The 23256-nt window shown below is 71.4% G+C and carries 20 protein-coding genes; 14 read left to right on the top strand and 6 right to left on the bottom strand.

Translation table 11 applies throughout. The features are described from left to right. Positions 1 to 241 precede the first annotated feature (241 nt). Together AB0J33_RS13885 and AB0J33_RS13880 are read right to left on the bottom strand one after the other, a co-directional pair. Positions 242 to 1480, bottom strand: coding sequence for a helix-turn-helix transcriptional regulator (locus tag AB0J33_RS13885; RefSeq protein WP_363613302.1), 1239 nt, complete (start codon positions 1478 to 1480; stop codon positions 242 to 244). After that, positions 1467 to 1673, bottom strand: coding sequence for a hypothetical protein (locus tag AB0J33_RS13880; RefSeq protein WP_363613300.1), 207 nt, complete (start codon positions 1671 to 1673; stop codon positions 1467 to 1469). The genes AB0J33_RS13885 and AB0J33_RS13880 overlap by 14 nt, the downstream gene beginning before the upstream one ends. Before the next feature lie 177 nt (positions 1674 to 1850). Between AB0J33_RS13880 and AB0J33_RS13875 the strand changes: the two genes are divergently transcribed. Together AB0J33_RS13875 and AB0J33_RS13870 are read left to right on the top strand one after the other, a co-directional pair. Further along, positions 1851 to 3209: a hypothetical protein gene (locus AB0J33_RS13875; protein WP_363613298.1), complete on the top strand. Its 1359-nt coding sequence runs from the start codon at positions 1851 to 1853 to the stop codon at positions 3207 to 3209. A 41-nt stretch (positions 3210 to 3250) separates the two neighbouring features. After that, on the top strand, positions 3251 to 3784 hold the full coding sequence (locus AB0J33_RS13870) for an NUDIX hydrolase (RefSeq protein ID WP_363613296.1): 534 nt from the start codon (positions 3251 to 3253) through the stop codon (positions 3782 to 3784). Positions 3785 to 3899: 115 nt separating this feature from the next. Here the strand turns inward: AB0J33_RS13870 and AB0J33_RS13865 are convergent, their stop codons facing one another. The 3 genes from AB0J33_RS13865 to AB0J33_RS13855 all read right to left on the bottom strand — a co-directional run bounded on the left by AB0J33_RS13865 (position 3900) and on the right by AB0J33_RS13855 (position 8486). Beyond that, positions 3900 to 4823 carry an APH(6)-I family aminoglycoside O-phosphotransferase gene (locus tag AB0J33_RS13865; RefSeq protein ID WP_363613294.1) on the bottom strand — a complete coding sequence of 308 codons (924 nt, stop codon included), beginning with the start codon at positions 4821 to 4823 and terminating at the stop codon, positions 3900 to 3902. Between the two features lie 98 nt (positions 4824 to 4921). Then, a complete protein-coding gene (locus tag AB0J33_RS13860; RefSeq protein WP_363613292.1) occupies positions 4922 to 7309 on the bottom strand; it encodes a discoidin domain-containing protein in 2388 nt (795 codons plus the stop codon). A gap of 124 nt (positions 7310 to 7433) precedes the next feature. Then, positions 7434 to 8486 (bottom strand): NAD-dependent epimerase/dehydratase family protein, encoded by a 1053-nt coding sequence (locus tag AB0J33_RS13855; RefSeq protein ID WP_363613290.1) that lies wholly within the window; start codon positions 8484 to 8486, stop codon positions 7434 to 7436. Positions 8487 to 8734: 248 nt separating this feature from the next. Between AB0J33_RS13855 and AB0J33_RS13850 the strand changes: the two genes are divergently transcribed. The 12 genes from AB0J33_RS13850 to AB0J33_RS13795 all read left to right on the top strand — a co-directional run bounded on the left by AB0J33_RS13850 (position 8735) and on the right by AB0J33_RS13795 (position 21985). Continuing rightward, on the top strand, positions 8735 to 9814 hold the full coding sequence (locus AB0J33_RS13850; RefSeq protein WP_363613288.1) for a sugar transferase: 1080 nt from the start codon (positions 8735 to 8737) through the stop codon (positions 9812 to 9814). Then, positions 9807 to 11363 carry an oligosaccharide flippase family protein gene (locus AB0J33_RS13845; protein WP_363613286.1) on the top strand — a complete coding sequence of 519 codons (1557 nt, stop codon included), beginning with the start codon at positions 9807 to 9809 and terminating at the stop codon, positions 11361 to 11363. Before AB0J33_RS13850 ends, AB0J33_RS13845 begins: the two co-directional genes overlap by 8 nt. Beyond that, complete coding sequence (locus AB0J33_RS13840; RefSeq protein ID WP_363613284.1) at positions 11360 to 12208, top strand: class I SAM-dependent methyltransferase; 849 nt, start codon at positions 11360 to 11362, stop codon at positions 12206 to 12208. Before AB0J33_RS13845 ends, AB0J33_RS13840 begins: the two co-directional genes overlap by 4 nt. Next, positions 12208 to 13059, top strand: a complete 852-nt coding sequence (locus AB0J33_RS13835) for a methyltransferase domain-containing protein (protein ID WP_363613282.1) — start codon at positions 12208 to 12210, stop codon at positions 13057 to 13059. Before AB0J33_RS13840 ends, AB0J33_RS13835 begins: the two co-directional genes overlap by 1 nt. Continuing rightward, the gene (locus AB0J33_RS13830) at positions 13059 to 14114 is read left to right on the top strand and encodes a glycosyltransferase family 2 protein (RefSeq protein WP_363613280.1); all 1056 of its coding nucleotides are present in this window, start codon (positions 13059 to 13061) and stop codon (positions 14112 to 14114) included. Before AB0J33_RS13835 ends, AB0J33_RS13830 begins: the two co-directional genes overlap by 1 nt. Beyond that, positions 14111 to 14368, top strand: coding sequence for a hypothetical protein (locus tag AB0J33_RS13825; protein WP_363613278.1), 258 nt, complete (start codon positions 14111 to 14113; stop codon positions 14366 to 14368). The genes AB0J33_RS13830 and AB0J33_RS13825 overlap by 4 nt, the downstream gene beginning before the upstream one ends. Next, positions 14361 to 15521, top strand: coding sequence for a glycosyltransferase (locus tag AB0J33_RS13820; protein ID WP_363613276.1), 1161 nt, complete (start codon positions 14361 to 14363; stop codon positions 15519 to 15521). The genes AB0J33_RS13825 and AB0J33_RS13820 overlap by 8 nt, the downstream gene beginning before the upstream one ends. Further along, a complete protein-coding gene (locus AB0J33_RS13815) occupies positions 15518 to 16834 on the top strand; it encodes a hypothetical protein (protein ID WP_363613274.1) in 1317 nt (438 codons plus the stop codon). The genes AB0J33_RS13820 and AB0J33_RS13815 overlap by 4 nt, the downstream gene beginning before the upstream one ends. Then, entirely contained in the window at positions 16831 to 17760 is a 930-nt protein-coding gene (locus tag AB0J33_RS13810; RefSeq protein WP_363613272.1) for a glycosyltransferase family 2 protein, read from the top strand. The genes AB0J33_RS13815 and AB0J33_RS13810 overlap by 4 nt, the downstream gene beginning before the upstream one ends. 18 nt (positions 17761 to 17778) lie before the next feature. Next, positions 17779 to 18978, top strand: coding sequence for a glycosyltransferase (locus AB0J33_RS13805; RefSeq protein WP_363613270.1), 1200 nt, complete (start codon positions 17779 to 17781; stop codon positions 18976 to 18978). Beyond that, positions 18978 to 21035 (top strand): hypothetical protein, encoded by a 2058-nt coding sequence (locus tag AB0J33_RS13800; protein ID WP_363613268.1) that lies wholly within the window; start codon positions 18978 to 18980, stop codon positions 21033 to 21035. The genes AB0J33_RS13805 and AB0J33_RS13800 overlap by 1 nt, the downstream gene beginning before the upstream one ends. Before the next feature lie 86 nt (positions 21036 to 21121). After that, the gene (locus AB0J33_RS13795; protein WP_363613266.1) at positions 21122 to 21985 is read left to right on the top strand and encodes a TylF/MycF/NovP-related O-methyltransferase; all 864 of its coding nucleotides are present in this window, start codon (positions 21122 to 21124) and stop codon (positions 21983 to 21985) included. An 81-nt stretch (positions 21986 to 22066) separates the two neighbouring features. Here the strand turns inward: AB0J33_RS13795 and AB0J33_RS13790 are convergent, their stop codons facing one another. After that, positions 22067 to 23062, bottom strand: a complete 996-nt coding sequence (locus AB0J33_RS13790) for an LCP family protein (RefSeq protein ID WP_363613264.1) — start codon at positions 23060 to 23062, stop codon at positions 22067 to 22069. Positions 23063 to 23256: the final 194 nt, after the last annotated feature.

Below are 23256 nucleotides of genomic sequence, written 5' to 3'. Positions count from 1 at the left end.
AATAGTCGACAGCGGGGTGATCAACGTAATGTCCCCCGACGAGAACCAAAGCCAACTATTTGGTCCGTTCTGCCACCCAGACGGCACACCGGATCTGCACCGAGTGTCCACTCTCAACTTTGGCTGGCTGTCCGAACGGCCTGTAGTGGTCGCTACGGGTCCCGGCAATGAGTAGGATCGTTTCGAGAAGCAAGACAAAGGACGTAGATGTTGGTCGTACGTCGGGATGAAGGCCGTTCGGTTAGCTGGTGATGCCGACGAGCGTGGCCAGTCGCGCCACGCCGGCCGGCGCCGGCTGCGCGCGGGCAACATCGGCGATCACGGTACGCGCCAACGGCCGACACCGAACCTCAGCCGGCGCGAAGCTGTCCGCGTCAACCAGCGCGCGAGCAGCCCCACGCAGGTCACCGATCTGGAGGTACGCCCGCGCGACGTCGATCAGGTAGGCCCCCCGGTACTCGGCCGGCAACCGCCGCCACCCCTCCCGCCGCACGATCGTCGAGTGCCGTCGCAGCGCCTCGGTGGCGTCATCCCGTTGCGCCACCACCACCCGCGCCAGCTCCACGGCGACCGACCCGAACCCGGTGTAATGCGGGTCGTCGTACCCCCTCAGGCTTGCGGCGACCCCCGCAGCCCGCTCAATCAGCTCCTCGGCGCGGCGGTGCTCACCGCAGCCGGCAGCAGCAAGCGCAGCCTGGAGCAGCAACGTCCCACCCACCGCCCACTCCCCCGCCGACCTCTGCCGTGCAAGCGCACCCCGGCCCCGTTGATCATGAGGTTGGCGGGCGATTTGATCTCCGTGAAGCCCGTCAACCTCATGATCGCCGAGGCGAGGTGGGGATGGGAGGATGCGGTTCGCCGCAGTCAGGGTCGCGGTTAGGGCTAGGCGGTCGCGGTTTGCGGCGCGGAGCGCCTGGGCTACCGCGATGGTTGCTGTCCCCGCCAGGATCGGGTCATCGGCAGCGGTGGACATCGCGCGATCGGCGGCCAGCCAACCGAGGTCGGCCTCGCCGAGCTTCACCAACAGCGACGAAGTGATCCGGTACGCCTGCACCAGCAACTCCGGCTTCCGCGCGCCCTGGGCGGCGTCGAGCAGCCCCGGCAACACCCGCACCAACTGCCCGTAGTGCGCGTGCTGGTAGGTCAACCAGGCGTATCCGACCTGCCTTCTCAGCTCCTCCGTCTGCGGTGGAGCCTGCGCGATGTCGTAACGGGCGAGCGCGGCCCGGAGGTCTTCCACCCCGTCCGGCGGGCCCGCCGGAGTGCTGCGCTGCTGGCCGAGCAGCACCTCCGGGTCAACCCGCAGGACGTGGGCCAACTCCTGGACCACCGAATAGCGATCCAGGGAACGCACGCCCCGCTCCACCTTGTCCACCCAACTCTTCGACCTCCGCAACCGATCCGCGAGCATCTGCTGCGTCATCGACCGCCGCACCCGCCACCGCGCCACCCGCCGACCGACCGGCTCATCGCTGGTCACGCCGCCACCGCCGGTCCGGGACCGCACGGGTGGTGTCGTCAACCGGTACGCGATCCGCCTCGGCCTGAGCCAGGAGACGCTGCTTGGCAGCCTCCCGCTCGACCGCCTCGGACTGCTCGCCTCTGCTCGTCGACTCGTCGCCTTGCATGCCCACCTCCATCAGCCGGTGCCGGCGATTGGACTTCGCCGGCACCTAGGACTCCTCCAACCACCGAAGCTGGCTGCCGAGCGGCGGACCAGGTGGCGAGCGATGCGTGCGGTTGCGCTGTTCAGGACGTGGGTTGCGCGGGGTTGCGCGTCTCCCCGTAGGACCGCATCAACCCATAGGGTCGTCACTAGGTGTATTTGGATGATGGCTGGAGGCGAGACCATGGCGCGACTGGTGACGAATGCGGCGTTCGAAGGATTGCTGCTCGCCGCCGGCTACGGCAATGCGCACGCCGCCTTCGCTCGCCAGCTCAATCACGCCGGCCGTAACCAGGGCACCTGGCGGTATGACGCAGCAAGCGTCTACTGGTGGTTACGGGGTCGCCGGCCCGGGGAACACGTCCAGGCCGCCATGGCCGAGACTCTGACCCGCAAGCTCGGTCGCTCCGTCGTCGTCGCAGAGCTAGGATTCGGCGCGGCCGACAACATCGGGATGTACAACTATCCCGCGTCCGTCGATGGCGCGATCGATAACGCAGAGCAGCTCTGGACGAGGCTCGCCAAGCAGCTCAACCCACAGGTCAGCGGGGCATTCGACAGCGGCAAAGCGCTAGAAGCGGCGCTCGGTTGGCGGTATGACTTGCCCGACGAGACGATGAGCAGAAGCGGCCGACAGCAGGTCACCTCCGCCGACGTTCAGTCGCTGTACGCGCTGGTGGACCACTTCACCGAACTCGACCGACGTCACGGCAGCGGCTCTCGGCACACCCGGGCGCTCATGGCCGACTTCCTCGCACGGCAGGTCGCGCCTATGCTGCACGGCACTCACACCGATGCCGTTGGGCGCGAGCTTATGCGCGCAGCCGCGACACTTTGCGGACAACTCGCCTTCATGTCGTACGACGCGGGCGAACATGCCGCTGCCCAACAACACGTGACCGTCGCCTTGCGGCTCGCCAAAGCCGCCGACGACCGCTTGTACGGCGCTCACCTGCTGGCCAACCTCGCTACCCAGGCCGTGCACCTGGGCCACTCCCGGGACGCGGCACGGCTCGCCGAAGCGGCCATCGACGGGGCAGGGCGTGCGCCTGCAGCCGTGCTCGTTCGGCTGCACGCGACTGCCGCCACCGCCTACGGACAGTCAGGCGAGCGGCGTGGCTGCCAGCTCGCGCTGGCAAAAGCCGAGCGCGCTCTCGACCGCGCAGGCGCAGCTTCGGGCCCACGTTGGGTCACCTATTTCAGCCCAGCCCACCTTGCTGGGGCCGCATTGAGGTGCCTCGGCGACCTACAGCTGTATTCGCAGGCCCTTGACCATGCTCACGACGCTCTTACGCTTGCCAGCGAGAACGCTCGGACGCGCGCCCTGCACACCGCTCTCATCGCCGTGACGCATGCCCGCGTTGGGGACACCGACGCCGCGTGCATCTGGGGCCGGAAACTGGCACAGCACGCCTCGGGCATCCATTCGGCGCGTGTTCGACAACGCGTCCGCGAACTGACTGCAACGCTGAGCCCTCAGCAGGCGTCGCCCCAGGTCAACGAAGTCCTGCATGGCCTCGCAACCCTGCCGACAGCCGCCTAGCGCGAGACCCCCACCTGGACCCGTCCGCTAGCGTCAGCAAGGTGACCTGGACGGAGCCTGCCACGTGGTACGCCAACCTGGCTTCCTTCTACGCCGCCGCCGCTGCCTTCATCACCGACCCGGCGGGCAACGTGCTGCTCGTCAAACCCACGTACCGCGACCACTGGACCTTCCCCGGTGGCTATGTCGACGAGGGCGAGTACCCGCATGACGCCTGCGCACGTGAGATCCGAGAAGAGTTGGGGATCTCTGTGGCGGTGGGCGACCTTCTCGTAGTGGACTGGGCACCGCCCGCCGGACTGCGGCCACGCGCGATTGTCAGCTTCACGTTCGACTGCGGGTCCATCGCCGGCTTCCATGGTCTCGATCTACCCGGAGATGAGTTGGAGGACGTCGCCTTCTTCTCGCCCCGAGAGGCCGAACAGCGTCTTCCCGACAACGTCGCCACAAGAGTTCGTGCGGCGATGAGGGCACGTGATCTGCGCGCTCCGCTGTACCTTGTTGGCGGCTCGGCAGTCCCACTGCCATTTGCCGCTGGAGCAGAGAACGAAGCAGGGACCCGGTCTCAGTCCTGATCAAGGTCTTGAAGTGGACGCTGTTGGAGGCCGTTCGTTGACCTTGGTGGTGGGTGGCGTTTGACGGCCTGTCGAGGGCCTTCGGGGTGGGACGCTGTGCAGCCCACCCGATGCTTCAGTGCTTCGCTAGCGCTTCGGCCACGGCAATCTGGGAGCGGGCGATCTCGGTCCGCCCGTCCTCGATGTCCCACAGGGTGTTTTGGAGAAGCCGGGCCAGGGTCCACCCGGCCGCCCTTCCCTGGTCCAGCTCCAGCGCTTCGGTCATGAGGTCGAAGCGCCGCCGGACCACCCGCAGCGCGTCACCGGTGGCCTCGACCCGCTCCCAACCGGTGTCCAGGGCCGGCCACAGGTCGAACCCCGGGTCGCCGACCAGTGGCTCGGGGTCGATGGTCAGCCACGGTTCGCGTTCGGCGGCCAGCACGTTCTCGTAGTGCAGGTCCCAGTGCAGGAGGCGGTCACCGGGCTCGCCCAGCAACTCGGCGACGGCCGACGCCCAGCCGCGCAACCGGCTGCGGTCTTCCGGATCGGTCAACGAGTCGACGGCAGAGGGAACCTCCTCCACCATGGCCCCGGCGATCTCACCCAGACCACGCAGCCCCGCGGGCGCCGGAACGGAGTGCAGCCGGGCCAGCAGCCCGGCGAGGATGCGCATGGCCGCGTCGTCGTCCTCGACCGACTCCAGCGTGCGCGAACCGTCCAGGCGTTCCAGCAGCATGGTGCTGCTCGCCGCGTCGTGGTCGAGCAGCCGCACCATGCCGTCCCCGTTCCAGGCGCGCAACCCGATCAGCGCGGCCGTCGTCTCTTCCCGGGGCATCTGGAGCTTGAGCGCGGCCCGGGTGCCGTCCGTGCGCAGCACCGGCACCACGAGGGATGCCTCCCCGGAGTGGATGCCGCCGTCCCTCTTCAGCTCCCAGCGGTCGAGGCACTGCTTGACGAGAGCGGGAAGTCCGGCGACCCAGGCGCGCCCCTCCTCGCCGTTGCTCCTGCTGTACGACTCGGCCAGGGCGTCCGGGACGTGGATGCTATCCGGCGAACTCATCGGAAGATCCTCACACACGGGAGAGAGTTTGCCGCCGCGGGCGTCCGCTCGACGCGACGGGCGGCCACCGCTCCCCCGGTGGCCGCCCCCACGCCCGGTCAGCTGGCGTAGACCTCCAGGGTCGACAGCTGCCCAGCCGGCCACCCCGTGTTGCCGGTAACGGTGATCCGCACGTAACGCGCCTGCGCGGCGGTAAACGTCAGCGACACCTGATTACCGCTGGCCGGGTCGAAGGCCCGCCCCGCCGATCCGACGAGGGTGCCGAAGCTCGACCCGTCGGTGCTGCCCTGCACGGAGAGCGTCTGCGTCCGAGCGCCCCAGGCCGACGAGGGCGGCAGCTTCAACACCACCCGCCCGACCGTGCGCGCGGAGCCCAGATCGACCTGGACCCACTGCGGGAACGCGCTGTTGGCGCTCTCCCAGTAGCTGTTCGCGTCACCGTCGACCACGTTGCCCGACCCGTAGCTCTGGACGTGGCTGCTCTCCGACGTGGACCGACCCCGCGCGAGGTCGGAGTTGGCCGCCGCGTCCGTGGTGACGGTGACCGCGTTGGACGCGCCGGAGGTGTTGCCGGCGGCATCGCGGGCGGTGACCGTGAACGTGTACGCAGTGGACGCGCTGAGCCCGCTCACGGTCGCCGTGGTGCCGGTGACGGTGGCGACGACGTTGCCGCCCTGACGTACCTGGTAACCCGTCACGCCGGTGTCGTCGGTGGCGGCCGTCCAGGACAGGGACACGCTCGTCGACGTCTTGCCGGTCACCGTGAGGCCGCTCGGCGCGGTCGGCGGGTTGTCCGGGACGGTGCTGCCGGCGTACACCTCGACCTGGGCGAGTTGGGCGGCCGGCCAGCCGGTGTTGGCGCTGATGCTGAGGCGGACGTAGCGGGCCGTGGTGGTCGTCAGCGTGCGGGTGACGGTGTTGCCGGTGGCCGGGTCGAAGGCGAACGCGGAGGCCCCGGCGATGGTCGAGAAGCTGCTGCCGTCGACGCTGCCCTGCACGGTGATGGTCTGGGTGCGCGCGCCCCAGCCGGTGGGCAGCCGCAGCACGAGTTTGTTGACCTGGTGGCTGGCGCCGAGGTCGACCTGCCACCACTGCGGGAAGGAGCCACCACCGCTCTCCCAGTAACTGCCGGCGTTCGAGTCCACCGCGTTCGACGCGGGGAACCCGCTGCCCTGGCTGCTGGCCGAGGTGGGTCGGCCGGCGGCCAGGTTGCCGCCGGTTGGTGGCGGGGTGCCGACCATCGGCGGTGTCGGGCGTACGGCGGTGAGGGCGAGTTGCCCCTTGAGCATCCGGCCGCCGTCGCCGGTGATCCGCAGGTAGTAGTCGGAGGAGCAGGCCACGCCGTCCTCGTCCAGGGCCCGGATGTTCGCGCCGGCCGGGGTGGTTGCCTGGGTCTCGGACGTCTTGGCGATCTGGTTGCCCTCGTTGTACTCGTCGAACATGGACACGTACAGGCCCTGGGAGCCGAGCCGGACCATGTTGTAGATGTGCCGCCAGTAGAAGTCGCCGTGCTTGCGGTGCCCCCCGGCGAGGTCGCCGGGCATCACACAGGGCAGGTAGTCGATGCCGCGCGCCGCGCAGTCGGCCATGTCGCCGACGTTGACGTTGTTGTAGTACGAGTCCAACTCCTCCACGGTCCTGGCCCGGTAGACCATCCACGGTGAGATCGCGTGGAAGGCGTGGTAGACGTCGAGGAAGCCGGGGCGGGAGTCCTCGATGCCCTGCCGCCACCAGGTCGGCACCCCGCCGATGACGTAGCAGCCCTGCGCCTTGAACCAGTTGATGACCTCCAGGCAGGGCCCGGGGGTGAACGGGCGGCTGGGCTCGCTGAAGCCGAAACCCCAGATGCAGACGACCGGTTTGCCGTTCTGTCGGGCGTACGCGGACGACGCGGTGTGCGCGGCCATCTTCGTCGTCCAGTCGGTCTTGATGTCCGCCTGGAAGCTCAGCCAGTCGGTGACGTCGTACATGATGTAGAACTTGCGGTTGTACCGCTCGGCGGCGGAGCGCACCTTCTGCGTCATGGCGTCGCGGGTCGGGCCCTCGTCGCCCATCGGGTTGAACCGTTGCAGGGCGGCGGTGTCGCAGCCATACTCCTGCATCCACCGGAAGTGGGTGTCCACCGTCTGCTGGTCGTACGAGGAGAAGAGCGTCGCCGGCTGGCCGTTGCCGAGATTGGGGTACGCGGTGGGGTAGCTGCGGGTGTACTCGCGCATGTCCGGCCAGGACACGATCGTGGTGTTGGCGGGCGAGGGCGGCTGGAAGCGGTCGCGGCTCCAGTGCCACCATCCACCGATCGGCGCCCCGTCGCCGGGGGCACTGAACCAGCCCTGGTAGCCGACCGTCACCTTGCCGACCACGTCCCCGGGGGGACTGGCGGCCTGCGCGGGGCTGGCCAGGGTGCTGAGCAGCTCGGTGGTGGAGGCGGTGGCGAGGGCGGACCCGGCCAGCACCGATGTGACGAACCTGCGGCGGGAGACCGCCATGAGGACCACTCCTTCGGGACGGAAGGCATTGACGGCCATCGTGGCAGCAGTGGATGCCGACCCGCAAGAGTTAGACTGATCGATGAAAATCCCGATCAGATGACGGGAATTACCCGCTGCTTCGTCAGTGGCTGAGGGCCTGCTCCAGCGCCCGCGCCGGGGAGAGGATCTGACTGCCGGCCTGGCGGCGACGGGCGTCGCGCACCGTCATCCGTACGCCCTGGGTGAAGCCGACCTTCGGGTACCAGCCGAGCAGCTCGCGCGCCTTCCTGGTGTCCAGCGCCATGTGGCGCACCTCCCCCGGCCAGGGCAGCGGTTCGTAGCGGGCCGCGTTGCCGACGCCGGACGCCTCCCGGACGGTGTCGTACACCTCGTTGACGCTGGTCTGCCGACCGGAGGCGATGTTGACCAACCCCACCCCGGGGTGGTGACAGGCGGTGGCCACCGCCTCGGCGACGTCGCTGACGTGGATGAAGTCCCGGGTCTGCGTGCCGTCGTCGTAGATCACCACCTGCCGACCACCGAGCAGGGCGTCGGCCATCAGGGACACCACGCCGCAGTCGCTGCCCTCCTGTCGGGGCCCGTAGACGTTGCCGAACACCATCGAGGTGTACGGCAGGCCGTGCTGACGCCCGTACCAGTCGAGATAGTGCACACCGGCGGCTTTGCTGATGCCGTACGGGCTCACCGGGGCAATCGGATGGTCCTCGCGGACCGGCAGGTCGTGGGCGGCGACGTTGCCGAAGATGGCGGCGCTGACCGCGTTGATGACCAGCCGTACGCCGGCGCGGGCGCAGGCGTCCAGCACGTTGACGGTGCCGAACACGTTCACGTCGGCGTCGTACAGGGGTGAGCGGCGGGCCGTGGGGACGTTCGGCTGGGCGGCGAGGTGCACCACCACCTCCGGCTGCCACTGGTGGATGACCTCGACACCTTCCGGCGTACGGATGTCACCCGAGACGACGTCCGCCTCGGTCAGTCCGCCGTACGCGGCGTCGGCCAGGTTCTCGACCCGGCCGGTGGAGAAGTTGTCGAGCACCCGGACCTGGCTGCCCATCAGCATCAGCCGGGCGACCACGTGGCTGCCGATGAAGCCGGCGCCTCCGGTCACCAGAACGCGCCGGGGCGTCAGGTCCGGCGGCGGGTCGGCACCGGCGGCGGTAACGGGCAGGTCCATCTGGAACTCCTTGAACGGCGGGGCTGTCGGCCCGCAGCGGCAACCGGACGGCCGGGCACGACCGTAACCCACCAAATCACCATCAAACGGACGTTTCGCTTAACCCTCGTGGAAGGTATGCGAGGTTCATGGCAAGAAGTCCCTTTTTTACCTATCCGGGGCTATTGGTGCTTTTGTCACGAGTAACTTACTCCCGGGGTGCTGGCCGGCATGCCCGTTGAGCACCCGACGGAGAGGAGGTCGGCGCGTTGAAGAAGACCCCGAGTCCCGTCATCGCGGACATGTCTCCGCTGCCGGACAACACCAGTGGAACCGCGCACGACCTCGCCACCGCACCCGGGCCAGCGGCACACCAGAGCCCCGAGATCCCGGTGCAGCTCCAGGAGTTGTTCGCTCGTCACGAGCGGACCGCCCGGTCGGATCACCACGGGCGGCGAGCCCGGGTGGTGGTGTTGGAACCCACCGACGCGGCCACCGCACCCGACCGCCTCGACGACGAGTTCGACGTGGCCGTCCGGATCCCGGTGCCGGCCTGCGCCGACGAGCTCGCGCGACTCCTGGCCCGCGTCCGCCCCCGGCTCCTGCTGCTCAAGCACTCCCTGGAGAGCATCGACGACCGCATCATCACCAGCTGCGTGAGCGCCGGCGTCGAGATCATGGTGCTGGCCCGACCCGTCTACGGCCTGCTGCGGGCACCCGCCATGGCGCGCTTCGGTGGACTGCCGTGGATCCGCCTTGGATCGGGCGCCGGTCGGCCACGCGGCGAGCGGCTGAAGCGGTTCTTCGACCTCAGCATGATCCTGCTCAGTGCCGTCGTGGTGCTCCCCAGCATCGCGGTGATCGCCGCCGTCGTCTCGTTCACCGGCCCGCCGTTCTATCTCCAGCAACGCGTCGGCGCGGGCGGCCGGCTGTTCCGGGTGGTCAAGTTCCGGACCATGCGGGTCGGCGCCGAGCAGGCCACCGGCCCGGTCCTGGCCCTGCCGGACGACGTCCGGATCACCCGACTCGGGCGCTGGCTACGACGCTCCCGGCTGGACGAGTTGCCCCAGCTGTGGAACGTGCTGCGCGGCGACATGAGCCTCGTCGGGCCCCGCCCGGAACGCCCGGAGTTCATCGCCGGCTTCGCCCGGCTGCCCCACTACGACCTGCGGCACCTGATCCGGCCGGGGTTGACCGGCATCGCGCAGCTCACCGGCGGATACGCGGCCACCGTCGAGGACAAGCTCCGGTGTGACCTGTTCTACCTCAACTGCCGTTCGATGCGCGTCGATCTGGCCCTGCTCCTGCTGACCGTCGTCGAGTTGTTCCGGGGGTTCCCCCGTGGCTAGTGCGACCCACGCGGTCGAGAGCCGGGTCACCCGCAACACCGCCAGCATGCTGGCCGCGCGAGTGGTCATGGCCCTGTCCGGGCTGATCTCGGTACCGGTCATCTACCAGCGGCTCGGACCCCGGGAATTCGGGATCTGGGTGGTACTCGCCGGGCTGCTGGCGATGGCCGCCCTGATCGACCTCGGACTCGGCTCCGCCCTGGTGCGCGAGGTGGCGCGGGCCGAGAGCGCGGCGGACCGGGACCTGGTTCGTCGGCTGCTCGGGCTGGGGCTGGGTTGGGCGGTGCTGCTGGGCCTGCTCATCCTGGGGGCGCTCGCCGCCTGCTGGCCGTGGCTCACCGGGCTGCTGCGCCTCGGCGACCTGGCCGACGAGGCGTGGCAGGCCACCCTCTGGCTGATCGTCGGGCTGGTGGCCGGTGCCGTCGAGCTGCCCTGGCGGGCCGTGCTCGAAGGCAGCCAGCGCTACGGGTCACTCGCCGCGATCAGCGCCGGCACCGCGATCCTCGCGGCAGCCCTCGCCATCCTGGTGGTACGCCTCGGCGGCGGCCTGGCGGCGTTGGCCGCCTCGGCCGCCGCGATCCGTACCCTGCTGCTCGCCGCGACCACCCACCGCCAGTGCCCGGACCTGTCCCCGCGGTGGGGACGAACGCAGCGGGCCGACATCCGCCGCATCGGCGGCTACGGCCTGCGCGTGCAGGTCTCCAGCGGCGCCGGCATGGTCAACGTGGAACTCGACCGCCTCGTCCTCGGCGGCGCCTTCGGGCCCGCCGTGGCCGGCGGCTTCGACCTGGGCAGTCGCCTGCTCAACCTGCTGCGCCTGCCCCCGGGTTTCGCCCTCATCGTGCTCTTCCCCGCGGCGGTCGCCCGCACGGTCAACCTCGGCACCGGCTGGCTGGACCGGTTCTACCTGGCCGCCACCCGGTACCTCGCGCTGTTCCTCGCCCCGGCCACCGCCGCCCTGATGGTGAGCGCCGACCCGCTGGTCCGGCTCTGGCTGGGACACCAGGTGCCCTGGGCCGCGGCGAACATCATCATCCTCGCGCCCGCGTACGCCCTCAACCTGATCACCGGGGCGGCGACGATCGCCGCCCGCGCCGCGGGCCGACCCGGGCTGGAGACGCGGTACGTGCTGCTCTCCGTCGTCCTCAACCTGGCCCTGACCGTGCCACTGCTGCTGCTGTGCGGGCCGCTCGGCGTACCGCTGTCGACCGCCCTGGCGGTGGTGCTCAGCACCGGGTACTTCCTGGTCAGCTTCCACACCGCCACCACCCGGCCGCTGGCCCCACTGGCGCGGGCCGTCTGGCCACCGCTGGCCGCGGCGGTCGCGGCCGGGCTGGTCACCACGGCGGCCAGCCGGTTCCTGCCGAACGGCCCGGGACGACTCGACGCCGCCCTCGCCGTGTCCACCCGGGCCGGTCTGACCCTGCTCGTCGCCGGCACGCTGCTGGCCGTCGGCGGACACGTGGGCGCGAGCGACCGGATGCGGCTGCACCGACTGCTGCGCGCGCCGGCGGCCGTGCTGTCGCCCAGCACGGGAGGCCCGCGATGAGCGTCGACAACCGCACCTCGCGGTGCCTGGTGTGCGGGCCCCGGCAGGCCCACCGACCCCACCTCGGCGGGCTGCTGCGCCGCTGCGAGGGCTGCGGTCTCGGCTGGACCGCGCAGGAACAGTCCGAAGAGGACGGGCGCTACGACGAGGACTACTTCGCCGCCGGTGGGTACGACGACTACTTCCGGGCCGCGCCCCGCCGGTTCGAGGCAAACCGCCGGCTGCGGTGGCTGCTGTCCACCGTCCGCCCCACCGTCCTGCTCGAAGCCGGCTGCGCCGGCGGCTACTTCCTCGAAGCAGCCCAGCACGCCGGCATCACCGCCAGCGGCATCGAAGTCAGCCACGCCGCCGCCACCTTCGCCCGCGACCACCTCCACATGCCCGTCCAACAGGGCTACTTCGAAACCATCGCACCCACCCGCACCGCCGACGTCGTCTGCGCCTTCCACGTCCTCGAACACGTCGAAGACCCCCGCGCCTTCCTCCACGCCGCCCACACCGCCCTCACCCCCGGCGGCTGGCTCGCCCTCGAAGTACCCAACATCGCCTCCGCCGCCGCCCACCGCCTCGGCACCGACTGGCCGGGCCTGCAACCGCGCTACCACCGCTGGCACTTCACCCCGGAAACCCTGATCCGGCTGGTGACCGACCTCGGCTTCGAGGTGGTCCGGCAGGACACCACGGTCTTCCGCTACTACATGCCGCTCGCCTACCGACTGCGGCACGTACGACACCTCCTTCCCGCCGACCTGATCGGGCTCCGCTCACCACGGCTGACCCACCCACGCCTCGGCGACCTGCTCCGGGTGATCGCCCGAGCGCCACGAACCAGACGGAGTACCTGATGAAACTGGATGGGATCGAGCTGGTCCGCTGCCAGCTGTGCGGCCGCGCCGGTGGACACTCGCCGACCCTCGACGACCTGCTGTGGAGCTGCCCGGACTGCGGCTTCGTCTGGACCGCCGGCGACGCCCCGGCACCCGAGGAGCTGTACGACGAGGCCTACTACACGACCGACGGGTACCGGGACTACTTCGCCTCCGCGGTGCAACGCCGGTTCGAGGCGAACCGGCGGCTGCGGTGGCTGCTGTCCACCGTCCGCCCCACCGTCCTGCTCGAAGCCGGCTGCGCCGGCGGCTACTTCCTCGAAGCAGCCCAGCACGCCGGCATCACCGCCAGCGGCATCGAAGTCAGCCACGCCGCCGCCACCTTCGCCCGCGACCACCTCCACATGCCCGTCCAACAGGGCTACTTCGAAACCATCGCACCCACCCGCACCGCCGACGTCGTCTGCGCCTTCCACGTCCTCGAACACGTCGAAGACCCCCGCGCCTTCCTCCACGCCGCCCACACCGCCCTCACCCCCGGCGGCTGGCTCGCCCTCGAAGTACCCAACATCGCCTCCGCCGCCGCCCACCGCCTCGGCACCGACTGGCCCGCGATCGCGCCGGAGTACCACCGCTGGCACTTCACCCCGGACACGTTGAGCCGGATGCTGGTGGAGTCCGGGTTCCGGGTCATCTCCCACGACACGGTCTTCTCGCGGTTCTACTGGCGCCCCGCCGCGCGGCTGCGCAACGCGCGCGACCTGCTGATCGCCGATGTGGCCGCCAGCCGCTCCCCCCGGATGACCCACCCGCAGCTGGGCGACCTGCTGCGGGTCTTCGCCCGGCGCGACGACCGGGCGGTGTCCTGATGGGCACGCCGCTGTTGTCGGTGCTGCTGGTCAGCTGGAACACCCGCGAGCAGACCCGGCAGTGCCTGGAGTCGTTGGCCGCCACCGCCGACGCCGACCTGGACTACGAGGTGGTGGCCGTCGACAACGGTTCGTCCGACGGCTCGGCCGACCTGCTCGCCGACCAGCCCCGGGTCCGCCTGATCCGCAACAGCCACAACAGCGGGTTCGCCGCCGCCGTGAACCAGGCGTACCGCCGGGCGAACGGGCGGCTGATCCTGCTGCTCAACAGCGACATCCGGTTCCACCCGGGCGCGCTGTCCCGGATGATCGACTATCTGCGGGAGCGGCCGGACGCCGCAGGGGTCAGCCCGCTGTACCTCAACCCGGACGGCAGCTTCCAGCAGCACTACGTCCAGCAGCCCAGCTTCGCCGCCACCATCGCGCTGGTGACCGCGCTGCGGCGGCTGCCCGGGTTCCGCCAGGCCCTGCACCGGTTCCAGATGCGCGGTGAGGACTTCAGCCAGCCCCGACAACTCGCCTCCGGCAGCTGCATGCTGCTGCGCCGGGAGGTGCTCGGGCAGCAGACCATCTTCGACGAGACGTTCCCCGTCTACTGGAACGACGCGGTCCTCGCCCGGCAGCTCGACCAGGCCGGCCACCAGCTGTGGATGCTGCCGGACGCGGTGGTGACGCACAGCCGCGGGGCGTCCTGCCGGCTGCTCGGGCCGACCATCCGCTTTCGGCACCTGCTGGGCAGCCTGGTGGGGTATCTGCGGATGACCCAGCCCCGCTACCGGCTACCGGTGTTCCGGGCCGTGCTGCTCGCCGACCACCTGGTCAAGCGACTCTTCGGTCGATCCGTTCAACTGGGCCTGCCCAACCTGCTCGCCGCGCTGCGCGGTGACGTCGGCCCGCTGCCCGACGGCGACACCCCCGCGACTGGGTGGTGCTGTTCAGCCGTACCCGTTGGTCCGTCGACGGGCATCCGGCGGTGCTGTCGCAGGTGGCACCCGGGCAACGGTTGCTCTTCGTCGACCCGCCGGGACGCCGGCCGCGCTGGCGGTGCGAGGTGACCCCGGTCGGCTCCGCGGCCTGGCACGCCGTCGCACCGACGGCGCTGCCGCTGGGCGACGCCGTGCCGCTGGTCAACTGGATCAACCGGCGGATCGCGGCCAGCGCGCTGCGGGGTTGGCTGGACCGGCACGCCGGCGCACGCCTGCTGCGACTCGACGACGAGCGCGCCCACGGTGTGCTGGGCCGCCTCGGCGAGGACGAGTTGCTACCCGCCGGGGCACCCCGGCCGATGGAGCGGTCGGGCCGTGGCTGAACACACCACCACCCTGCAACCGGCGGCCCCGGCCGTCGTCCCGCCCGCCGGCCGGGACTGGGTGGTCGTCTTCAGCGGCACGCCGTGGGCGAACGGCGCACACCGTCAGCACGCGCTGGCCCGCGAGCTGACCGTCGACCACCGGGTGCTCTTCGTCGACCCGGCCGGGCACCTCCCCCGCTGGCGCGTCGGAATCCGGCAGGTGGCCGCCGACCTGTGGCAGTGCGCCGGGCCGGCGCTGCTGCCGTTCGGTCGGCACCTACCCCCGGTCAACCGGGCCAACCGCTGGCTGGCCGCGCTGCTGCTGCGCCGGTGGTTCCGGCGGCAGGCCGCCACGGTACGACTGCTGTGGCTGGACGAGGACCTGGCCGCGCCGGTCGCCGCCCGGCTGGACGCGTCCGCCGTCGTGTACGACGCCACCGACCTGGACTGGACGTTCACCCGACCCTGGAACCGGTGGCACCTGCGCCGTGCGCTGCGCCGCGCCGTCGACGCCGCCGACCTCGTGCTCGCCTCCTCCAGCGCGCTACCGGACCGGATGCCCCCCACCGACCCGGCGCCGGTGGTGCTGGCCAACGGCTGCGACCCGGATCGCTTCTCGCCGGACGGTCCGGTCGCGCCCTGGTTGCTCGGGTTGCGCCGACCGGTGATCGGCTACAGCGGGGCGGTCGACACCCGGGCCTTCGACGCGGAGCTGGTCGCCACCGTGGCTCGGGCCCATCCGGAGTGGACGTTCCTGCTGATCGGCCCGTCCACGCGGGCCGGCCGCGCTCCACTGGCCGGTTTGTCCAACGTGGAGCTGCTCGACGCCGTGCGCTTCGCGGACGTCCCGGGCATCCTGCGGGCCTGCGACGCCACCATCATCCCGTACCGGGTGGGCGGGCTCGTCGACTACGTGCACCCGAAGAAGTGCTACGAGTACCTCGCCCTCGGCAAACCCGTCGTCGCGACGCCACTGCCGGCGCTGCGCGCCCTGGCCGGCACCATCACCCTCGCGGCCGACCCGGCGAGTTTCGGTGCGGCGCTGGCCGACGCGCTGGGCCGCCCCGACTGGCCGCACGACGTGGCCCGACGCCGGGCGGTGGCCACCCGCAACAGCTGGTCGGCGCGGGGTGTGCAGCTGCGTTCCCTGTTGGCGGGGCTGCCGCGATGAGAGTGCCGATCGTCGCGCCCGGTGTGCTGCTCGCCGGCGCCGCCCTGGGCGCCGTGGTGACCGTGGTGACGGTGCTGCCCGGACCGGTCGGTCTGGCCGCCGCCATCGCGGTGCTGTGTGCCGGGGCGTTCCTGCTCTGGCCCTGGGCCGTGCTGCCGGTCGGCATCATCGGCGGCGCGGTGGTCGGCGCGCTGCTCAGCGGCGGTGACGTGCGCGGTTACATCGCGGTGAAGGTGCTGCTGCTGGCCGCCGGGGGCGCCGCGCTGGCCGTGCGGCACTGGCTCGGGGTGGAGACGGCCCCCCGGCGCACCGTCGCCGACGTGGGGATGCTGGGTCTGATCGGCCTGACCGTCGTGGCGGCGACCTACGGCCTGGCCGTCGGCAACCTCCCGGCGGAGGTGCTGGTCGCCGCGTACCAGGTGGCCACGATCCCGGTGTACTTCTTCATGGCCACCCACACCCTCACCTCGTCCCGCCGCATCCTGGCCGCCGGCATCCTGTACGTGGTGCTGGCCGGGGTCTTCACCGCCATCTCGGTGGCGGCGCCGGGGCGGCACGGCGGCCTCATCACCCTCATGGCGATCCCGGCGCTGATCTGGATCGCCGGCCGGGTGCGGGGTTGGCGTCGAGCCGGAGCCTTGCTGCTCGGCGGGTTCTTCGCCGTCGACGTGCTGCTCGCGTCGTACCGGGGAATCTGGCTCGCCGCCGCGCTCACCGGGCTGATCATGCTGGTCCGCGGGGGCCGCACGGTCCGGACCGGGCTGGCCGCCACCGCCGCCGCCGCGATCGCGGTGGCCGCGGTCCTCGCCCTGCAACCCGGGGTACGAGAGCGGGCCGGCGAGATCGCCAAGGGGTTCGAGCAGTCCGCCGGTTACCGCGGGGTGGAGTCCGAGGTGGGCCTGGGTGTCTTCGCCGACCAGCCACTGGTCGGGGCCGGCCTCGGCCAGACCACGCCGGACATCTACCTGTCCGGCTTCACCTTCACCGACGTCGGGCCGGTGTACCACGCCTTCTACGTCACCCTGCTCGCCAACCTCGGGCTGGTCGGCCTGCTGGTGGTGCTCTGGCCGATCCTGCGTGCCATCCGCGTCGGCCTGGGCAGTCGGGACGGGATCACGCTGCCGTTCGCGGCGCTGTCCTGCGGTTTCCTGGCCGCCGCCCTCTTCGCGGCGCCGACCGACGGGCACTGGGAGCTGGGTCTGCTACCCGCGCTGACCCTCCTCACGGCACACCACGAGGGCGCACGACTGCGGCGTTTCGCCCGGCCAGCGCTTCCGCGCGGCGCCCTGACCCGAACCGGAGTCGCGGCATGAGAGCAGCCGACGCCACCGCCGTGGTGGTCACCCACAACTCGCAGCGGCAGATCGTGGCCGCCCTGAGCGCGCTGCGGCAGGCGCAGATACCGGTGCGGTTGGTGGACAACGCCTCCACCGACGGCACGGTCGACCTCGTCCGGCGCCGCTTCCCCGAGGTGGACGTCATCGCCAGCGCGACGAACACCGGCTTCGCCAGCGCCGTGAACCGGGCCGCGGCCGGGGTCGACACCGACGTCGTGCTGCTGGTCAACCCGGACTGTGTGGTCAGCCCCGGCACGGTGGCGGAACTCGTCCGGGTCATCCGCGACCGACCGTCGGTGGGCATCGCGGGGCCACGGCTCATCGACGCGCACGGCCGGATCGCGATCAGTGCCCACCGGTTCGAGTCGCTCGGCACCGTGCTGGCCAGCCGCTTCGGTGGGGCGCTGGTGCCGGTCTCGTTCCGGCGGCTGCTCAGCGGGCGGCAGCGCCGGGCCGCGTACGACGCCTGTGTGCGTGGCGCACAGCCGGTGGCCGTGGACTGGCTCTCCGGCGCCTCCCTGGCGGTGCGTCGCGAGCTGTTCCGGGCGGTCGGTGGCCTCGACGAGGGCTACTTCCTGTACTACGAGGACGAGGAGCTGTGCCTACAGGCGGCCGGGCACGGCGCCGAGGTGCTGTACGTGCCCTCGGTGACCGCCGTGCACAGCGGTGGCGCGAGCAGCTCCGACCCGGCCTGGATCTGGCCGCACCTGTACCGCAGCATGCTGCGGTTCTTCGCCCGCCACCGCGCCGGCACCCTCGGCGCCGTACGCGGTGCGGTGCTGCTGCGCGCGCTTATCGGTATCGGACTGGCCGGGGCGCGAATGCCGTGGCAACCGCGCGCCGGGACGGCCCGGCTGCGGGCCTGGACCCGCGTCGGTCGCATCGCGGTCACCCCGACCTGAGACGAGAGGAGGAGCGTGATGCACGTCCTGACAACGGTCGTCGGCAAGCGCACCGAACACTGGACGGACCTGTTCGACGTGCTGTGCGAACAGCCGGACCTGACCCTGACCGTGCTCGCCGCGGACGTGTCCCCGGCGACGCGACGCGAGCTGGCCCGGCTGGCCCGTCGGCACCACCGGCTGCGGTACCACGTCGTTCCGCACCTGCTCGGTGAGTCGTTGACCGGGCACATGGCCTCGGTGCTGTTCCGGCTGCCCGGCCAGCACGACGTGACCACCGCCCGCCCGGACGTCCTGCACGTCATCGGCGAGGCCACGTACCTCACCACCTGGCAGGCCCTGCGGCTGCGGCAGCGCTGCTGGGCCGGGGTGCCCACCACGTTGTACGCCGTGCAGAACGTGGTCACCCGGCTCCCGGTGCCGTTTCCCCGGATCGAGCGACAGTCCTACCTGTCCGTCGACCACGCCTTCCCGATCACGCCCGCCGCGCTGAACGTGCTGCGGATCAAGGGTTACCGGGGGCCGGCGACGATCGTGCCGCTCGGCGTGGACACCCGGCTGTTCCGCCCCCTGCCCACCGATCCGGCCGCGCACCCGTTCACGGTCGGGTTCGTCGGGCGGTTCGAGCCGCACAAGGGCGTGGTCGACCTGTTGCGCGCCGCCGAGCTGATCGACTGCGACGTGTCGCTGGTCGGCGACGGCAGTCTGAGCGACGAGGTCGACCGGGCCGCCGCGCGCCGCCCCGGCCGGGTCCGTCGGCACGGCTGGGCCGGGCACGCCGAGCTGCCCGCGCTGATGAACGGGATGGACGTGCTGGCGATGCCGTCGGTCGAGGTGGTGCAGCGCAACACCCTGCCGTGGATCGGCATCCCGTTGCGCGAGCAGTTCGGTCGGGTGCTGGTCGAGGCGATGGCCTGTGGCGTACCGGTGGTGGGCAGCGACGTCGGCGAGATTCCCCACGTGGTGGGCGACGCCGGTCTGGTCTTTCCGGCCGGCGACGTCCTCGCGCTCGCCACCCGCCTCGCCCGGCTGCGCGACGACCCCGCGCTCGCCGGGCAGCTGGCCAACCGGGGGTTGGCCCGCGCCGGCGCCGAGTTCGGCTGGGACCGCATCGCGGACACCCTCTGCACGACCTGGCGCGGACTGCGGTCCCCGACCCGGTCCCTTCGCACATCGCCCGCTGAGACCGGGCACCCAACCAGAGAGGCGATCGCCTGATGAGCGCGTCGATAGATGTCAAAGGTCTGCTCGGTGTCTCCTGGCGCCGGGTGGGCGTACCGTTGCTCGGTCTGTGCGCGGGCCTGGCCGCCGCCCAGGGGGTCACCCAACTCCTCCCGGCGCGCTACGAGGCGCAGGCGTCGGTGCTGGTCAGCGCCGAGCAGACCGACGAGGACCGGCCCGCGGATCTGTCCCTCGCGCAGAACCTCACGCCCACCATCGCCCGGCTGGTCGGGTCCCGGGAGGTCGCGCTCGAGGCGGCGCGCTCGTTGCAACTTCCCGAGCGGGCGGTGCTCGGTCACGTCAGCGGCGAGTACGAACTCGGTCTACAGATCATCACCGTGCACGCGAGTGCCGGTACCGGTACGCAGGCCGCCGCGATCGCGAACGCCGCCTCGCGCGCGGTCAGTCAACAGTTGGGTCGGCTGAACATGGGCGGCTCCACCGGCATCAACGCCCGGGTGCTCGACACCGCCAGCCCGCCGACCCGGCCGGCCTTTCCGAAGCCGCTGCTCAACGGCGTGCTCGGGGCTCTGGCCGGACTGTTGGCCGGTTGGGGGGCCTCCATCCTGCGCGATCGGTTCGACAGCCGGCTACGCGACGTCCGCCAGATCGAGACCCGCCTGGGTCTCCCGGTCGTCGGGGTACTGCCGAAGCTGCCGCGCCGCTTCGCCCGCCATCACGCCGCCGCGCTGTACGCCCGTACCGATGTCAGCGACGCCGTGCGTGCTGTGATCTCGACGCTCAGCGTGCTCACCGCTCCCCTGCCCCGTCGTCGACTGCTGGTCACCAGCGCCCACGACGACGACGGCAAGGCGTTGGTGACCGCCCTGCTCGGTCTCGGCATGGCCGACGAGCACTGCCGGGCCACGCTGGTGGACGGGGCGGTACGCGACCCGGTGCTGTCGGGCCACTTCCCGGAGGCGCCGCACACCTGGCAGCAGGTGCTGGCCCAGAAGTGCCCGCCGGTGCGCCTGGTCGACTTTCCCACTCTGACCGTGCTGCCGGCCGAGCCCCGCGAGGGCGCCGACACGGAGGCCCTGCACGAGCTGGGTGGGCTGCTCAACGCGCTGGGCGAGGACGAGGACTGCGTGATCGTCCACGCGCCGCCGATCCTGGCCGGACGGGAGATCTCGGCGTTCGCCCAGCACGCGGACGGCGTACTGCTGGTCGTGCGGGCCGGCCGGACGAACCTGGAGGACGGCACCCGGGCGGCCCGGCTGGTGCAACAGCTCGGGCTTCCGCTGGCCGGTGTCGTGGTGATCGGTGCGGTGTCCCGGACGGACCACCGGCCGGGCAGCGAGCAACCGGCGCTGGCGCCGAGCGCGGCCCAGGACGCCCTGGCGCTGCCGGCCACCAGGGCGGGCGCCCAGGGCGCGGTCATCCGTGAGCTGGTCAGCGCCCTCGTCGAGGACAAGTCCGGCACACCCGGGCGACACCGTCGGCAGACCTCGGGTGAGCCGGGCGCGGCCGGCAGAACGGTCGAGGGCACGGCGGTCGAACGCAAGCCCGTCGAGCGCAGGCGGGTCGAGAGCGCCAAGACCGAGCGTCAGCCGGCGGAGAGCAAGCCGGTCGAGCATCAGCCCGTCGAGAGTGAGCCGGCCGAGCGTCAGCCGGGCGAGAGTAAGCCGGTCGAGGGTACGACCGTGGAGCGCACCCCGGTCGGCACCGTGCCGACACCCGCCGAGTCGCCGGCCGAGTCGACTCGGATCGAGGATGCCATCACCCAGCCGAACCCGCGGGTGACCGATGTCCCGGAGCGGCCCGAGCGGATGCCGACGCCCACCGCCTGGCCCGAAAACGCGGCTCCACCCTGGGGTGGAGGTCCCGCCGTGGTGGGCGTCCTCGGCCGACCGCTGGCTCGGCCCGAGACGGTCCGCGTGCCGCCAGCGGCGGAGGCGTCCCCGGACGCCCCGGTGGCCAACCTGGCGGACCGCTGGCCGGTCTTCGGGCAGGAGCTGCTGGCCGCCGGCCGGTCGAGCGCGGAGCAGCCGTCCACCGGGTCCGTCGTCCTGCGACGGGCCGTGGCCGTCGGAGACGGCGAGCGCTGGGGCTGATCACGGCCGGAGCGACGATCGGCGGCCCGTCCGCGACGGGCGGTCCGTCCAGTCGGCTACACACGACACCGACAAAAGATAGGCCGATGAGTGAGATGTTGGTACCGACACAGGCGTCCGCGCCGTCGCTGGACGACCCCCGCGCGCTCTACTGCGACCTGCTCAAGAAGGCGCTGACCCGGTACGTCTTCCGCGAGACGTGGATGCGCTACCAGCCACGCCAGGGTTCCCTGCACGGCCGGATCCTGCAGCGGGGCCGGCACCTGCTGCAACGCAAGGGGCTGGAGCTGGTGCTCCAGTTCCCCTTCGACGCGGAGGCGCGGGCCACCGGCCGGGACTGGCCGCCGGAGGCCGACACGATGATCGGGCTGCGCCGGTTGGACAACCTGGAGCGGTGCGTCAAGGACGTGCTGGAGCGGGGTGTCCCCGGTGACCTGATTGAGACCGGTGTGTGGCGCGGCGGGGCGGTCATCTTCATGCGCGGGATGCTGCGCGCCTACGGAGACCGGGACCGGACGGTGTGGGTCGCCGACTCCTTCCGCGGCCTGCCGAAGCCGGCTCCGCACCGGGTCGAGGACGTCGAGGACGCGCTCTGGCAGGTGCCGTTCCTGGCGGTGTCGTCGGAGCAGGTGAAGGCGAACTTCGAGCGGTACGGGCTGCTCGACGACCAGGTCCGGTTCCTCAAGGGCTGGTTCTCGGACACCCTGCCGGACGCGCCGGTGGAGCGGATCTCGGTGATGCGTCTCGACGGGGATCTCTACGACTCGACCATGGTGGCGTTGCGCTCGCTCTACCCGAAGCTGTCCGTCGGCGGCTACGTGATCATCGACGACTACCACGCGGTACGCGGCTGCAAGCAGGCCGTCGACGACTTCCGGGCCGAGCACGGCATCGTGGACGAGCTGCACCAGGTGGACTGGACCTGCCGCTACTGGCGCCGCTCGCGCTAACGTCCCGGCCCTACGGCGACGGCGGGTGGGAGGTCCACGGACCACCCACCCGCCGTCGCCGTGCCGGGGGTGTGCGCCGGTTCAGTTGGCCGGCGGTGTCTGCGGGCTCGCCGTCAGCCACTGGGCCACCCGGTCCTCGCGCAGAGCGGTGAAGAGCGCCGGCGCCCGGACCTCGTCCAGCCGCACCGAGGAACCGGCCGGAGTCTGCAGGTTGGCGTCGCTGAAGGGCACCGTGACGAACTGGACCGTGTCGGGCTTCACCTTGCGCAGCGCGAGGGCCAGGTCGGTCAGGTTCAGGTCGCGGTCGACGACCAGTGACTCGGCCGCCGTGGTGAGCACCCGGTCGAGGCGGGTCGGGCTGGTGAGCAGGCTCATCGCGGTGACCCGCTCGGCCAGGGCGCGTACCACCAGCTGCTGGTGGTGGATACGACCGAAGTCGCCGCCGGGCACGCCGTGCCGCTGCCGCATCAGGTCGTCGGCGGCCTTGCCGTCCAGGTCGTGGCAACCGGCGGGCCAGGTGACGCCGGTGTCCGAGGACGTGACGGTGTACGGCAGGCAGACGTTGATCCCCTCCACCGCGTCCACGAGCTTGCGGACCGCGGCGAAGTTCGCCACCAGCACGCCGTCCAGTGGCAGGCCGGTGAGCTTGGCGACCGTCTCGGCGGCCAACGCGGCCCCGCCGAACGCGAACGCGGCATTGATCTTGTTGGGACCGCCGGCCCAGACCTCCCCCGCCGCGGGCACCTCGACGTAGCTGTCCCGCGGGATGGAGACGACGGTGGCCGCGTCCCGCGCGGCGTTGACGTGCGCCAGCATGATGGTGTCCGACCGCTGCCCGGGGTAGAGGGCCTGGTCCGGCTCGCCGTCTCGGGAGTCCGACCCGAGCAGCAGGAGGTTGAGCGGTCCCGACTCCCATCGGCGGTCGTCGTGCGGGGCGGCGCCCCGACCGAGGATGTCCTCGCGCTGCACCCGGCTCTCATACCGGTGCTTGAGGCCGAAGCCGACCGTGACGAGGCCCGCGCAGAGCACGGCGAGCACCACGAGCAGGCTGAGGCCCGCCTTCTTCCAGCCCGCCATCGCCCGCCACCTCGACGTCGCCGGCGGGACCGCGCGGCGGGGGGAAACCGGTCACCATCTTGACCACCTCTGCACGAACCGTCAGGACGGCTGAACCTGTTGCGGGGCAAGGGATGCAGCCGTCCGTGCCACCCTTCCCGCCCACCCAGGAAGCATTTAATCACTCTTTAGGGTTTATATGCTTCTTTATCCTC

Source organism: Micromonospora sp. NPDC049645, from assembly GCF_040675155.1.
Taxonomy (GTDB): domain Bacteria; phylum Actinomycetota; class Actinomycetes; order Mycobacteriales; family Micromonosporaceae; genus Micromonospora.
Note: the sequence above shows the minus strand (reverse complement) of the source record. Positions and strands in the feature narration are given on the sequence as shown.